The 12,844-nt window shown below is 44.1% G+C and carries 15 protein-coding genes; 7 read left to right on the top strand and 8 right to left on the bottom strand.

All coding sequences use genetic code 11. The features are described from left to right. Positions 1 to 178 precede the first annotated feature (178 nt). Positions 179 to 1,393, bottom strand: coding sequence for a bifunctional phosphopantothenoylcysteine decarboxylase/phosphopantothenate--cysteine ligase CoaBC (gene coaBC / locus EYW48_RS10075; protein ID WP_277432351.1), 1,215 nt, complete (start codon positions 1,391 to 1,393; stop codon positions 179 to 181). A gap of 315 nt (positions 1,394 to 1,708) precedes the next feature. Between coaBC and radC the strand changes: the two genes are divergently transcribed. The 5 genes from radC to mutM all read left to right on the top strand — a co-directional run bounded on the left by radC (position 1,709) and on the right by mutM (position 4,784). Beyond that, positions 1,709 to 2,383 carry a DNA repair protein RadC gene (gene radC, locus EYW48_RS10070; RefSeq protein ID WP_274684021.1) on the top strand — a complete coding sequence of 225 codons (675 nt, stop codon included), beginning with the start codon at positions 1,709 to 1,711 and terminating at the stop codon, positions 2,381 to 2,383. A gap of 277 nt (positions 2,384 to 2,660) precedes the next feature. Further along, entirely contained in the window at positions 2,661 to 2,897 is a 237-nt protein-coding gene (gene rpmB, locus EYW48_RS10065) for a 50S ribosomal protein L28 (RefSeq protein WP_004728407.1), read from the top strand. Between the two features lie 13 nt (positions 2,898 to 2,910). After that, on the top strand, positions 2,911 to 3,078 hold the full coding sequence (rpmG, locus tag EYW48_RS10060; protein WP_010318992.1) for a 50S ribosomal protein L33: 168 nt from the start codon (positions 2,911 to 2,913) through the stop codon (positions 3,076 to 3,078). A 253-nt stretch (positions 3,079 to 3,331) separates the two neighbouring features. Beyond that, positions 3,332 to 3,799 carry a hypothetical protein gene (locus EYW48_RS10055; protein WP_277432350.1) on the top strand — a complete coding sequence of 156 codons (468 nt, stop codon included), beginning with the start codon at positions 3,332 to 3,334 and terminating at the stop codon, positions 3,797 to 3,799. A 175-nt stretch (positions 3,800 to 3,974) separates the two neighbouring features. Then, positions 3,975 to 4,784 carry a bifunctional DNA-formamidopyrimidine glycosylase/DNA-(apurinic or apyrimidinic site) lyase gene (mutM, locus tag EYW48_RS10050; protein ID WP_261916364.1) on the top strand — a complete coding sequence of 270 codons (810 nt, stop codon included), beginning with the start codon at positions 3,975 to 3,977 and terminating at the stop codon, positions 4,782 to 4,784. Between the two features lie 16 nt (positions 4,785 to 4,800). On the opposite strand, the gene coaD is transcribed toward mutM, so the two are convergent. Further along, on the bottom strand, positions 4,801 to 5,292 hold the full coding sequence (gene coaD, locus EYW48_RS10045; RefSeq protein WP_053309709.1) for a pantetheine-phosphate adenylyltransferase: 492 nt from the start codon (positions 5,290 to 5,292) through the stop codon (positions 4,801 to 4,803). A 119-nt stretch (positions 5,293 to 5,411) separates the two neighbouring features. On the opposite strand from coaD, the gene EYW48_RS10040 reads away from it, so the two are divergent. Further along, the gene (locus EYW48_RS10040) at positions 5,412 to 6,446 is read left to right on the top strand and encodes a glycosyltransferase family 9 protein (protein ID WP_277432349.1); all 1,035 of its coding nucleotides are present in this window, start codon (positions 5,412 to 5,414) and stop codon (positions 6,444 to 6,446) included. Here EYW48_RS10040 and EYW48_RS10035 read toward each other — a convergent pair. Both EYW48_RS10035 and EYW48_RS10030 read right to left on the bottom strand, forming a co-directional pair. After that, on the bottom strand, positions 6,415 to 7,200 hold the full coding sequence (locus EYW48_RS10035) for a glycosyltransferase family 2 protein (RefSeq protein WP_277432379.1): 786 nt from the start codon (positions 7,198 to 7,200) through the stop codon (positions 6,415 to 6,417). The genes EYW48_RS10040 and EYW48_RS10035 overlap by 32 nt on opposite strands. Then, positions 7,191 to 8,267 (bottom strand): glycosyltransferase family 9 protein, encoded by a 1,077-nt coding sequence (locus EYW48_RS10030; protein WP_274684023.1) that lies wholly within the window; start codon positions 8,265 to 8,267, stop codon positions 7,191 to 7,193. Before EYW48_RS10030 ends, EYW48_RS10035 begins: the two co-directional genes overlap by 10 nt. Positions 8,268 to 8,382: 115 nt before the next feature. Between EYW48_RS10030 and EYW48_RS10025 the strand changes: the two genes are divergently transcribed. After that, the gene (locus EYW48_RS10025; protein WP_277432348.1) at positions 8,383 to 9,087 is read left to right on the top strand and encodes a 3-deoxy-D-manno-octulosonic acid kinase; all 705 of its coding nucleotides are present in this window, start codon (positions 8,383 to 8,385) and stop codon (positions 9,085 to 9,087) included. Positions 9,088 to 9,227: 140 nt separating this feature from the next. Here the strand turns inward: EYW48_RS10025 and EYW48_RS10020 are convergent, their stop codons facing one another. From EYW48_RS10020 to EYW48_RS10005, 4 genes are read right to left on the bottom strand one after another with little or no spacing between them, the layout of a single operon-like run. Continuing rightward, the gene (locus EYW48_RS10020) at positions 9,228 to 10,157 is read right to left on the bottom strand and encodes a WavE lipopolysaccharide synthesis family protein (RefSeq protein ID WP_277432347.1); all 930 of its coding nucleotides are present in this window, start codon (positions 10,155 to 10,157) and stop codon (positions 9,228 to 9,230) included. After that, positions 10,154 to 10,891, bottom strand: coding sequence for a glycosyltransferase family 2 protein (locus tag EYW48_RS10015; protein ID WP_261916484.1), 738 nt, complete (start codon positions 10,889 to 10,891; stop codon positions 10,154 to 10,156). The genes EYW48_RS10020 and EYW48_RS10015 overlap by 4 nt, the downstream gene beginning before the upstream one ends. Further along, entirely contained in the window at positions 10,888 to 12,471 is a 1,584-nt protein-coding gene (locus EYW48_RS10010; protein WP_277432346.1) for a capsular biosynthesis protein, read from the bottom strand. Before EYW48_RS10010 ends, EYW48_RS10015 begins: the two co-directional genes overlap by 4 nt. Beyond that, positions 12,462 to 12,842, bottom strand: a complete 381-nt coding sequence (locus EYW48_RS10005; RefSeq protein ID WP_274677784.1) for an HAD-IIIC family phosphatase — start codon at positions 12,840 to 12,842, stop codon at positions 12,462 to 12,464. Before EYW48_RS10005 ends, EYW48_RS10010 begins: the two co-directional genes overlap by 10 nt. Between the last annotated feature and the right edge of the window lie 2 nt (positions 12,843 to 12,844).

The raw sequence follows: 12,844 nt of genomic DNA, 5'->3' as shown, positions 1-12,844 counted from the left end.
TCCTTTTAGTTACCACGTGCTTTTTTCAGCGAAGTTATTGTTCGTTAAGCTAGTTAGTTTAACGGACAGCCTTCGGACTGCGTAGCGTAAAAATGAAAATGATTGAACTTGATGATGATTTTAGCACCCAACGTTCTTAAACCGCGACAGTAAGCACGCAAAGAACGTTGGGATACATTTACATTTTGTCGTTGATTAATAGCATCAGAGCGCGCGCTAATTCCGCTTTTGAACTTAAAGGTAAAGCTTGTTCGCCACCTTGCCAGTAAACGGTCAACGCATTATCGTTACTGTTGAAACCTTGTCCTGCAACAGAAACATCGTTGGCACAGATCATATCTAATTTCTTGTTAATCAGCTTATTGCGTGCGTATTTTTCGACATCTTGTGTTTCTGCGGCAAAGCCAACAGTAAGCGGTCTATGTTCTGTCATTGCTGCAACGCTGGCGACGATATCTGGGTTTTTAACCATCGTCAGCGTCATTTGGTCGCTGTCGTCGGTTTTCTTGATCTTTTGATCGGCAACTATCTGTGGTCTGTAGTCTGCCACTGCCGCGCAACTGATAAACACGTCATGAGATTGAGCATGCTGCATTACCGTTTGATACATGTCGCTCGCGCTTTCTACATCAATACGTTGTACCTGCTGTGGTGTCGCTAAATTGACTGGGCCACTAATTAAGGTCACATCAGCACCAAGTTTGGCAGCTGCTTGGGCAATGGCGTAACCCATTTTTCCTGAACTGTGATTGGTGATATAGCGTACCGGGTCTATCGCCTCTCGGGTTGGACCTGCGGTAATTAATATGGATTTACCTTGTAAAGGTGAAGTCTGTAGAGAATCGGCTTGGAAAAAGGTTTCGCAATGGTTAACCAACTGCATGGGTTCTAGCATACGACCTGGGCCAATATCACCACACGCTTGTTCACCCGCTGCGGGCCCCCAAATTGTCATACCACGACGTGCAAGTGTTGCAATGTTCTCTTGCGTAGCAATATTGCGATACATTTGCTGATTCATTGCTGGAGATACCGCAACAGGGGCATCGGTTGCAAGGATCAAAGTGGTGAGCAAATCATTGCCCATTCCCGCCGCCATGCGTGCAATTAAATCAGCCGTTGCGGGTGCGAGCAGCACTAAATCTGCCCATTTGGCGAGCTCAATATGGCCCATCGACGCTTCTGCTGCTGGGTCAAGCAAGCTATCGGAAACCGGGCGGCCCGACACAGCCTGCATAGTGAGAGGGGTAATGAATTCTTTGGCGGCGTGAGTCATCACTACTTGAACCTGAGCGCCGCGTTCAATCAGACGGCGCGTTAGCTCTGCGCATTTATAGGCAGCGATACCGCCACTAATGCCGAGCAGAATCTTCTTTCCAGCGAGTGTTTGCATGGTCTATCTCCAATATTTCTGCTGGCATATTACCACAACTGACTGACACTGTTAGGTTGTAGAACAAGCATTCAAAATGACGAAAATCAAAATTCAACGTATTGCTATAGTTAAAGTCGCCCAAGAACGTGGTGAGTAAATGGTGTTTGAGTCGGTATAAGTAAAAGAGGCGCATACTAGTGGGGAATTTTAAGCTTTAATAGTTTTATCAATTTCAGCAAACACGATGGTGAATCGCAAATCAAAGAACACCAATTGCGGTTTTCATTTTTTATTGGCTTGAATGGGCCTTGTTTGTTAAACGGAAATTGAACAATGAGCCTTAAACTATTGCCATTGGAATCTATGCCACGTGAAAAATTGCTGGTTCGAGGCCCACAAGCATTGTCCGATGCGGAACTATTAGCCATTTTCTTACGCACTGGCACTCAAGGAATGAATGTTTTAGAGCTTGCAGATTTTTTATTGCGAGAGTTTGGATCACTACGAGCGCTTTTTTCTGCTAATCAGGATCAGTTTTGTCGTCATAAAGGGTTAGGGGAAGCAAAGTTCGTTCAATTACAGGCCGTTTTGGAAATGACCAAGCGTTATTTAGCGGAAACTTTAAAAAGAGGAGACGCATTAACCAGCCCAGAACAAACCAAATTGTATTTGTCGAGCGTATTGCGAGATCGCCAGCGTGAAGCCTTCTATATATTATTTTTAGATAATCAGCATCGCGTGATTAGTGATGAAGTGCTATTTGAAGGCACAATTGATGCGGCCAACGTTTACCCGCGCGAAGTCGTAAAAAGAGCGCTACAGCATAATGCCGCGGCATTAATTTTAGCGCACAATCATCCGTCAGGCGTTGCTGAGCCTAGCCAAGCCGATCGCAGAATAACGTGCCGCTTAACCGATGCTCTGGCCGTTGTAGACATCCGTGTCCTCGATCATTTTGTGGTTGGGGATGGAGAGGTGGTTTCTTTTGCAGAAAGAGGGTGGATTTGAATCACATTTTATGTTGTGAGTTAAGATTATTCTGGTATGATTCGCCCACTAAATTATCAACCTAAATCAGCTCTGCTTAAAAAAAGATCACCAAATCCGTAAAAAGGATCTGTTCGGGTCTTGAGCAATGCATGTCAAGTTAGTATAATACGCGACCTTTGATAGCCTTGTATGGATTTTCCATAACGGTTTTTAACCTCAAACTTCTTAATTCATCGAGAAAGAGGTTCGGCCACCAAGGTTGATATCGAGCTGAAACGATTTGGAGAAGACATTCATGTCCCGAGTATGCCAAGTAACTGGTAAGCGTCCAGTAACGGGTAACAACCGTTCACACGCACGAAATGCTACTAAGCGTCGTTTTCTGCCGAACCTACAAACTCATCGTTTCTGGGTAGAGAGCGAAAAACGTTTTGTTAAACTACGTCTAACTGCTAAAGGCATGCGTATTATTGATAAGAAAGGCATCGATGCTGTTCTTGTTGATATCCGTGCACGTGGCGAAAACGTTTAAGAGGAATTGAACAATGGCTAAAGGCATTCGTGAGAAAATTCGACTAATATCTTCTGCAGGTACTGGTCACTTCTACACAACTGACAAGAACAAACGTAACATGCCAGGCAAATTTGAGATCAAGAAATTTGATCCAGTAGTTCGCCAGCACGTTCTTTACAAAGAAGGCAAAATCAAGTAATTGATTTCCCTCTTTGGAAGTATTGAAAGACCCAGCTTAGGCTGGGTTTTTTATTGCCTGTTATTTAGGATATATAACCTTCCTACCTGCAACTTTAAGTGGCTTGGGTATAACTTCGGGCGTGATATTGACCACAAACCTCGCCCGCTAGGGAGGGGATAAGAATTTCCGCAGTGGTGAGAATGTGCTAAGTTATCGACAGAACAACCTTCGCTCGTGGGATTGAGAAGACAAACTCTTAAGGATAGCCGTCATGCGTATTAATCGCCGTCGTTGGAATAACATTCTTATATTGGCCATCATCGCCTTTATTGCCATTCTTAACTTACCAACCGTGATCAAAACCTATCTTATTGACCAGCCTGTTAACCCATATCCTCATCTATTGAACCCAACAGCGCAGTTACAAGCTTTGCATTTTCCTGATTGGTCGCTTGAATTGAACCAAAGCCGTTGGCGTTCCAGCCAACCAGTCTCGGTAGCACCTGAAATATTGGCTCAACGTTGGCAAAATTTAGTGGGAACGGAAGTCGATGATGCGACTTATGATTCGTTATCTCCTATTTTGCGTAATCCACAAACGGTCGAAGTTTGGTATACCGATCAGGAAGAGCCACAAAGGATCACCTATTATCAAACACCGCAATTTTGGTTATTAAAAAATTGGCAAGACAAATGGATAGCCGTCTCTGCAGGTAGGAATTTTCTTTTTCCACAATAAACTTTCGATATTCAAACCGCTTGAAATTGTAGGCAGGCGGCAAGTGAGTTCATCACCATGAGAAAAGATAAACGATGTGATTGGGTGAGCAAACCTAGCCAACACCGCTGCCGCTTCAAGTAGGAAGGAGATATTTTTTATCGTCCGTTGAATCAACACACAGCCGAGAAGTACTATGCCTGAATTACCAGAAGTTGAAGTCAGTAAAATGGGAATTACCCCTCATTTGGTTGGGCAAACTATCCAATTAATGACTTTTCGCACTCCTAAATTGCGTTGGGATATTCCGCAAGAATTGAAACAGTTAGAAGGGCAAGTGATTCGCACCATCTCGCGACGAGCTAAATATTTGTTAATAGAAACGGACATTGGCAGTGCAATTGTTCATTTGGGCATGTCGGGTTCATTGCGTGTACTCGATTGCGATTTTACTGCGGGTAAGCATGATCACGTTGATCTCAAGCTGACCAATGGTAAAGTTTTGCGCTACAACGATCCGCGTCGATTCGGTGCGTGGTTATGGTGTGAAAAAGGGCAAAGTCACTCGGTGCTCAGTAATATTGGGCCTGAACCATTAACCGAAGAATTCAGCGCCGATTATATGCTTCATAAAGCGAAGAATAAGCGTATTGCCGTTAAACAATTTATTATGGAAAACAAAGTTGTGGTGGGGGTCGGTAATATTTATGCGAGTGAATCACTGTTTAATGCGCGAATCCACCCGACAAGACCTGCCAATTCAATCTCAGAGGGTGAGTGGGTTCGCCTCGTGAGCAAGATAAAATCAGTACTGGCGAGCGCGATACAACAAGGTGGTACCACCTTAAAAGACTTTGCTCAAGCGGATGGTAAACCGGGCTATTTTGCTCAAGAACTCAATGTGTACGGCAAAGCAAAGCAGCCTTGCCCTGTGTGTGGTGAAGCAATTGAAGAGCAAAAAATAGCTCAACGAAATACATTTTTTTGCTCTTCTTGCCAAAAGTAGGTTGGACCAATAAGTGTTAGATTTTTTTGCTATGTAGCGCTTTAGCGACGATCTCAGGGACAAATTGATCCACCTCGCCGCCATGAATAGCCACTTCACGCACAATAGTTGAAGAGATAAACGCATACTCTTCAGATGGCGTTAGGAATACGCTTTCTAGCCCTGGCATTAGGCGGCGATACATATTGGTTAAACCAAATTCATACTCGAAATCGACCGTAGTACGCAAACCTCGGATCAGCACATTGGCTTTTTCATTGCGTGCGAAATCGACCATTAACCCTGAAAACCCCTTAGCAGTAACGCTGCCTAGGTGTTGGGTCACTTGACTGGCAAACGCGACCCGTTCTTCTAAAGTAAACATGGTATTTTTGCTTGGGCTGGCGGCAACCGCGATGATCACCTCATCAAACATGCTGGCGGCACGCTCAATAAGATCTAAATGACCATTGGTAATGGGATCAAAAGTGCCTGGGTAAATAACGCGAGAGATTTTTTTTTGACTCACAACGGAAGACTCATAACAGTTAGCTCGCATTGATAGTAACAAAAAGACTCAAAATAACCTATTGAACTCGGTATGATGTAACCCGCAATAGACAGCGAGACAAAACGAGAGAAGAGACGATGAAGAAGTTGTTGGTGATCCGTAACGACAAAATTGGTGACTTTATGCTGGCATGGCCAAGTTTTGCGATGTTGAAAGCATCGCTGCCTGATTGTCATATTACCGCATTAGTGCCCAATTATACGGTAGCTTTGGCGAAGCTTTGCCCATGGATTGATGCGGTGATGGTCGACCCAACAGATAACGCGTCCTCTGCGCAGAAAAAGCAATGCATTCAAGCGATTAAACAGCAACGCTTTGATGCTTCTATCAACCTATTCTCGACCACTTACAATGCACTATTAGTTTGGAAATCTCGTATTCCTTATCGTTTAGCGCCAGCGACTAAATTCGCTCAAATTTTTTACAACAAACGAATTAAGCAAAAACGTTCTCAATCTGCAAAACCGGAATATGAATATAACTTGGATTTGGTGCGCGCTTTTTTACATGATATTGGTAAAGAGGTTGTCGAGCCGAGCGCACCTTATTTGCAATTTGACCAAGTGATGCTTGCTGAACAAAAAAGCAAGCTGGCAGCGCAACTTCATCTCGATACCAGTAAACCGTGGGTGTTTGTACACGCCGGAAGCGGAGGTTCGGCGAATAATTTGTCGCTAGAGCAATACACGCAGTTAGTGATGGGGCTTGATGGCGAGAAAGAAATTATCCTCACGGCAGGGCCTGGTGAAGAGGTGAAAGCGGCGCAATTAAACGCATTAATTGCAGAAAAAGGTGGAAGAGCGGCACTGTATGATAAAAATGAAGGGCTTGTTGATTTCTCACGCTCGATTGCTTGCGCTGATATTTTTATAGCAGGCTCAACTGGGCCTTTACATATTGCTGCAGCGATTGATGTACCAACCGTTGGATTTTTCCCCGCCAAACGTTCAGCCACACCACTTCGTTGGCGGCCATTGAACTCACAAGGCCGCCACATTGCATTTTGTCCACCGCAAGCAGCGGACAAAGAAACTCAGACTGATATGAGCCGCATTGATATTAATGCCGTGTTAGCTGAGCTTAATCCTTGGGTGGCTCAGTACTGGTTCTAACCCATAAATCGGCGTATTTAACAAAGGTTGAGTGCGCCGATAATAAAGAGAGCAAGAAGCCTTGCTTACCATCTAAAAAGCCTGCTTTTACAACATACATTTTCAAAAAACAGCCAATAGCATGCAAAAGACCTTGGCTAATACTGCTTTTTTTACCGCGTTTTTCTCGTTGTTCCGCCCAAGCTTTAGCATAACCAGCAGATTTTACTAAGTAGTGATGAATATCGTTGTAGGTATAGTGAATCGCGTCGCCAGAAAGCTTAGCGATTTTCATTCCATCAGCCACTTCGACTTTTTCGTGTACTAAGGCATCATTGTATTGAGTTAATTGAGTCGGATAGAGGCGCAATACCCGATCCGGATACCAGCCACAATGACGAATATAGCGGCCAAAAACCCAACTTAAACGGGCAAATTGATACAGTGTATTGGGTTTATTAGCAGCGACCGCTTGTTGAATACTATCTTTTAACTCCTTGGTCACGCGTTCATCTGCATCTAACCACAACACATAATCAGACTCGACATATGACTGCGCTAAGCGGCGCTGTGGGCCAAACCCTGGCCACTGCGAGTTGACAAAAAACTTGTCAGTATAACGGCGCGCAATCTCTTCGGTATTATCACTGCTACCTGAATCTAAGATGACGATTTCATCTACCCATTGATGAACAGTTTCCAAGCAAGCTTGCAGATGTTGCGCTTCATTTTTAACGATCAGCGCAACGGCTAAAGTAGGTTTGCTCACAATAATTCCTCTGAAATGGGGGCTAGCTGAAAATCAGTGACCATTTTATCGAACATTTGGATCACATTGCGCGGTTGAATGCGTTGCATCGCTTGTTTGTCTTTTACGCGGGTACGCCAACTTACTTGGTCTTTCGTTTTGCCCGTTTCTGCAAACAGTGCTTCTTCGTAGGCCGACACCACATAATCGCGGTATTGATAAGGCCCAGTACGCAGTGGATTATGGTGTGCATACAACCCCAATACAGGTGTATTCATCGCATTGGCCATGTGCGTTGGACCTGTATCTGGGGCTATCACTAAATCGGCTAAGTCGAGTAGGGCCAACATTTCTTTAAGCTGGCTTTTACCGACTAGATTAAATATCGGCTGAGTAAGTTTACTCGTTATTTCGGCCGCTAGATCAATTTCAATTTGCGCAGGGCTACCCGCCAAAATGACATGCCAACCGAGTTGTTGAGCATGAGTTATCACTTCTACATAACCTTCAGCGGTCCAATTTTTATAGGCTTTACTTGCGGCAGGAACCACGACTAAATTACGCTTTGAATCTGAAAGTTGCAGCTTAGCCCATTGATGATCAGAATCCGAGTAAGTTAGTGACCACTTAGGTTCTTGCTTTTTGACTCCAAGGCACTCTGCAAACGCGAGTAAGCCATCTAATACATGAGGTGCTTGAGGCGATGTCACTTTTACATTGGTAAATAGGTGTTGGAAATCTTGGCTGCGGGCTACATCAAAACCGAGTTTATATTTAGCCTTAATGCCAAGCGTGGCAATACTGGCGCGAAACGCATATTGCATATGCAATAGGGCATCGAATGATTGCCCTTTGAGTTCTGCCCACAGTTTTTTATACGCTTTCCACCCTTGTTTTTTGTCGAATACAATCACGCTCACATTCGGCAAGTCATTAATCAATTGTGCTTCTAGCTTTCCGGTGATCCATGTGATTTGGGTTTCAGGCCACTGATGTTGAATCGCCTGCACAGCGGCTACTGCATTGCAAACATCACCAATAGCTGACAGTCGTAATACACAAATAGAGCAAGGAGCGGAAGAAAAAAGAGCCATAAGTGACATCGGTATAGAGAAAGTTAGTAAGAATTATGCAGACAGCGCTGATAAATGTAAAATACCAAGAGAGGTGGTTGGGTTAAGTTGATACCGTTATGGCAAAAGTGGAACAATGAAAACGCTGAAAAAAGAGAATCAAACGATTTGGTATGATGAGCATTTGTTGGCGGAAAATCCTCTGCATTGTTTCAGTCCCGAATTTTGGCAACAAGCCGGTAAAGTGATTGGGAGTGCTACTGGACGTGGCACAACATGGTTTGTACAAGCTGAAAAGGTAGAGGCTGCACTACGCCATTATAAGCGTGGTGGATTGTTCGGTAAGTTAGTGAGTGACCACTACCTTTTTTCAGGTTGGCAGAAAACTCGCAGTTTTCAAGAATTCGAATTACTCAATACCCTGAGAGAGGCTGGGGTGAATGTTCCACGTCCGATTGCAGCGCGAGCAGTGAAGCGCACTTTTTGCTATCAGGCAGATTTACTCAGCGAAAAAATCCCGAACGCCCGCGATCTGGTGTCTATTTTACAAGAACGCCCATTACCGACCGAAATGTATGAAAAAATAGGTCGAGAAATCCGAAAAATGCACGATGCACAAGTCAATCACACCGATCTCAATATTCATAACATCTTAATTGATGACCAAGAGAAGATATGGATTATTGATTTTGATAAATGTTATCAGCAGGGCGGGAATAGCTGGAAACAAGGAAATCTGGAACGATTGAAGCGATCGTTTGAAAAAGAAGTGGGTAAGCGAGGGATTCATTGGAGTACTGAAGCGTTTATTATTATTTCTAATTGTAAAACTGAAGAATAAAAATTACTCCATGATCAAAGTGTTGAACAAACTTGTAGGGCTAGGTATGCCTGAAACTCGTTATGCTGTTTAAAAGGTATGCACTCTGGGCTGATTTACCTTTATTTAAATTAGGCAACACAGCCGTTAGAGAGTGATATTTAACTCAAAGAATGGAGCTTTTTAAGTATACGGCCAACTTTATTTTTATAGTAACGGTACAGACGTTTCTTATCACGTGGTATTGATGTTATTTGGTTAAGATACAACCAATCTTTAAGATCATACTCAAGTGCAAGATTACCTCGTTTATAGAAGCGGTCAGTTACGTCCAATCCGATTTTTTCTGGGCTATCCATGAGTAAGTTATTGGCCATAAATTGTGGCCAAAAGTCTTCACCTAAGCCAGCATGATCGCCGGTTTTACTCTCGATATGATGCTCTTCACCGAGTAGCGCTGAGATCCAATTCAGACATAAAACTTGCTCTGTTGCTGGATGGCGTGCTTTGTAGCTTGGTTTAAGCGTGAAGTGAAGTTCTGGTATCCAGCGATCAGACCAAATGGTCAGGAGATCTTGAGTCAGGCCAAAGTCAAACAGATCGCTTTTATGAAAATGAACCGGATGCCCATAGTGGCTCGAAATAAAAAACGTGCTGCTGGTGAGCACTCGCTGAGTCAAAAATTGATAATTCTGCGCTCTGGGGATATCGGCATATTGTTCATACAGCTCAACAAATTGGCGACCAGTAAGCAGGTTATCGGTACGTAGCTTAACCGCATAAGGCGTTTTTACCGCTTTCAGCCCCATATGGGTACTGTACATTTGACGGTTATTATTAAGTTTGATCGGCTGACCGTCATAAAAAACGGAATTTGAGCCGGGATCATCCAATTCCAACACTTGGTCGTAATCGAGCCCATCAAGCGGCTGCCCTTTCCAAGTCGACAGAATGATGGTCGATTTAGGAAAAAAGCGCCGTATAGAGTTCAAACACTGCTCTGTGATGCCGGCTATTTGCTGACGACCGGCACCGGCTTGCACCGGTCCCTGCACAACAAAGGTGATCGCTTCATCATCAATCTTGATCATGGTTGTCTCAAAAAGTCCGTGTACTCATCAGGCACGCCACAAAAAATGACCTCATGGTGTGCGATCAAGTGGTAGTGAATATTCAACCCTTTTTGAATGAGCAAATTGTAGAGTGGCGCAATGTATAGTTCGCCTCGCTCCCATTCTTGGCTCGGTCTGGCAACGTATTCGTGATACGCTTCCAAGTAATCCTCTTTACGATTGAAGTGATAAAGCCCTGTACTACAGAGATCGGAAATCGGATTTTTCTCGGCGGTCTGGATCACTTTGGTGCTGCCAGCATGTTCTGGTTTGGCGAAAGACCAGTTGTCACCGCTGCCCTGAAACACTTCTAAGTAGCCATCACTGTTCTGGCTAATGTCAGGGAATACAAAATTCGGACGGAATGTGTCGATGTTAAACACTGTGATCGAGCCTTGATGGTCTACGCCCTGTTTTGCAAGTTCTTCTAAGCCTAAAGTCACCGTTTCGGCTTGGCCGCGAGTTTCTGTATGCAATTCAGCAATGTAAAACTGTTTAATGCCAAGCTGGGTGGCTTTTTCGCGCACAAACGTTGCGGTGTCGTAAACATTACGCACAATAAACAGAAACGGAGTGCTAGCAAAGTAGGCAGCAAAGCTGTTGACCGAGTGTTCAAACAGGGTTTGACCGTGGGCTTCAAGCATATATTTGGGCTGGGTATAACCGGCTTTAAAGAAGCGAGAACTCATTCCCGCCATTGGGATCACAATCATTGATCAAGCCTCAATAAAATTTGATGGAGACGGAACGCATTGGCAAACAAGGCATCTTGGCGACGGCGATCATCGGCATGCAAAGGCAACATGGAAAGGAATAGTTGAATTTGCATCGCGTAGAGATTTTTGGCTGTTAGTCCGAAAGTCTGTTCAATTAGTTCGATAAAACCTTGTTGTATCTCTTTATGATGACTCTGTTCGGCAATCTTTAATTCGATCGCTTTGTCGCCAATCTCAACATGGTAGTAACCGGCAATAATCCAATCATACAAACCAAGAATTGAATGACTCAGCTTGGCTAAATCGTAGCGGATATCACCATACAGTGTTTTCTGCCCGTCAGGCGTCATCCCTCTAGGGTCAATCGTCTTAATTTTGTTGGCTCGGAAGTCATACAAAATGTTGCTAAAGCAGAAATCACCGTGTAAGACCCCTAACAAGGGTTTGCCATCAGGCAGATGTTTTTGGCTATCACGCAGAATTTGCGCGAGCGAAACCTCTTGTTCTGCAAACTGCCATTTATCGTCTAAAGAGATGTGCCGCGATGCACAGAATTCGTTAAGGCGTAGAGTGGTTTTATCGGCAAACAGTATGTCGAGAGTATTGATGGGATCATCCGGCTTGGTAGGTTGCTCAAGGCACAGGCTTAAAAACTCCACCGCGCTGACTAAGATTTTTTGCCAGATTTGACTCGGCAGCTTGGAAAAAACGAATAACTCATTCAGCGCCGTTAGATAGAGATACTCTAAACGATAGGAAATTTTCCCCTCGCTGTTTTGGCTGCCTAAATATTGTGGAATGAAGCCACGCATCGCCATCGGCAGATTGTCAAACCAGTGAGCTTCAGCTGCGATTTTTTGGCTTTTGATGCTCGATTTTTCAATCCATTTGGCGGTTATAGTGAGCTCATTAAAGGCACGCTGAGTTGTGAATTCAGCTTTGGAATGGTAGTAAGTATTCACATGACCAAAATCGAGCCAGCCAATCGAGTTGACGGCACTTAAGCCTACGTTTTTATGATAGCGGTTAAGACCAGCAATAAATTGCCACTCACTCTGTGTAATACTGCGAACCAGTTCACGTGGGCGGCTGAATTTAAAGTAGCCATCGATAATCCGCTGACTTTCGTGATTCATTGGAGTGTTGGTATCTTGTAGCCAATCAACTTCATCATTAGTCAATACGGCCCAGTTATAACTGTCTTTCGCGGTGGAAACGCTGACAATATCATCTCCAACAGGAAGTTGATTAAAAAGCGTATCACCGTAGAGGATGTGCAGTGGTGCATTAAGTGAGTGGCCACTAATATTGAGTGCAGCAACCAAAGAAGCGCCAAGGCTCAGTCCATCAGGCGTAGCGATAATCGTCACCTGATGCTGCTCAAGCCACTGACTGTCGATTTCTGAGATGGTAAACGACTCGGGCAAGGAGAGATAGATCTGCACCCCCTGCGGCGCTAAAGCGACTTGATGTTGGAAAAGAGGTCGATTGCCTAAAGGTAGAAAGCTAGGTGGAATACGCCCAAATTCAGATTCCAATTCTTGCCCGACATAGGCACCAGACATTATCAGGAACATGATTTTTCCTTCTCGAGGAGTTGGTGGATCTCTTCCAAACTCATTGAGGCAAATTCGGTAGGGCGTACGGCGCGATCATCAATATAAAAGCCGGTGTGCCCACACCAAGGTTTGCCCACTAAAATTTCATCATACGGAACTTGGTGTTTATCTAGCCACTCAATAATGATAGGAAGAGTGTGGATATTGATTTTGCCGACGTTACCTTCATAAGTGCGCATATTACGCGCCGTTGAAATCACAATCTCAAACCCTTTTTGCTTATAATTCCGCAGTTGTTCAATCACATCCATTCTCGGTAGGACGTTTTTATAATCGGAAGTATTGGCTTGAGTTAGTGTCCCATCAAGATCAACAATTAGTCGTTTCATTA

Origin of the sequence: Vibrio sp. 1180_3, assembly GCF_029478545.1 — a bacterium.
In the GTDB taxonomy this organism is placed as follows: Bacteria; Pseudomonadota; Gammaproteobacteria; order Enterobacterales; family Vibrionaceae; genus Vibrio; species Vibrio aestuarianus.
Note: the sequence above shows the minus strand (reverse complement) of the source record. Positions and strands in the feature narration are given on the sequence as shown.

What these genes read in the sequence shown, in the direction of transcription:
- coaBC (WP_277432351.1), bottom strand. Translation starts at nt 1,393, where the DNA reads ATGCAAACACTCGCTGGAAAGAAGATTCTGCTCGGCATTAGTGGCGGT.
- radC (WP_274684021.1), top strand. Translation starts at nt 1,709, where the DNA reads ATGAGCCTTAAACTATTGCCATTGGAATCTATGCCACGTGAAAAATTG.
- rpmB (WP_004728407.1), top strand. Translation starts at nt 2,661, where the DNA reads ATGTCCCGAGTATGCCAAGTAACTGGTAAGCGTCCAGTAACGGGTAAC.
- rpmG (WP_010318992.1), top strand. Translation starts at nt 2,911, where the DNA reads ATGGCTAAAGGCATTCGTGAGAAAATTCGACTAATATCTTCTGCAGGT.
- EYW48_RS10055 (WP_277432350.1), top strand. Translation starts at nt 3,332, where the DNA reads ATGCGTATTAATCGCCGTCGTTGGAATAACATTCTTATATTGGCCATC.
- mutM (WP_261916364.1), top strand. Translation starts at nt 3,975, where the DNA reads ATGCCTGAATTACCAGAAGTTGAAGTCAGTAAAATGGGAATTACCCCT.
- EYW48_RS10040 (WP_277432349.1), top strand. Translation starts at nt 5,412, where the DNA reads ATGAAGAAGTTGTTGGTGATCCGTAACGACAAAATTGGTGACTTTATG.
- EYW48_RS10030 (WP_274684023.1), bottom strand. Translation starts at nt 8,267, where the DNA reads ATGGCTCTTTTTTCTTCCGCTCCTTGCTCTATTTGTGTATTACGACTG.
- EYW48_RS10025 (WP_277432348.1), top strand. Translation starts at nt 8,383, where the DNA reads ATGAAAACGCTGAAAAAAGAGAATCAAACGATTTGGTATGATGAGCAT.
- EYW48_RS10020 (WP_277432347.1), bottom strand. Translation starts at nt 10,157, where the DNA reads ATGATCAAGATTGATGATGAAGCGATCACCTTTGTTGTGCAGGGACCG.
- EYW48_RS10015 (WP_261916484.1), bottom strand. Translation starts at nt 10,891, where the DNA reads ATGATTGTGATCCCAATGGCGGGAATGAGTTCTCGCTTCTTTAAAGCC.
- EYW48_RS10010 (WP_277432346.1), bottom strand. Translation starts at nt 12,471, where the DNA reads ATGTTCCTGATAATGTCTGGTGCCTATGTCGGGCAAGAATTGGAATCT.
- EYW48_RS10005 (WP_274677784.1), bottom strand. Translation starts at nt 12,842, where the DNA reads ATGAAACGACTAATTGTTGATCTTGATGGGACACTAACTCAAGCCAAT.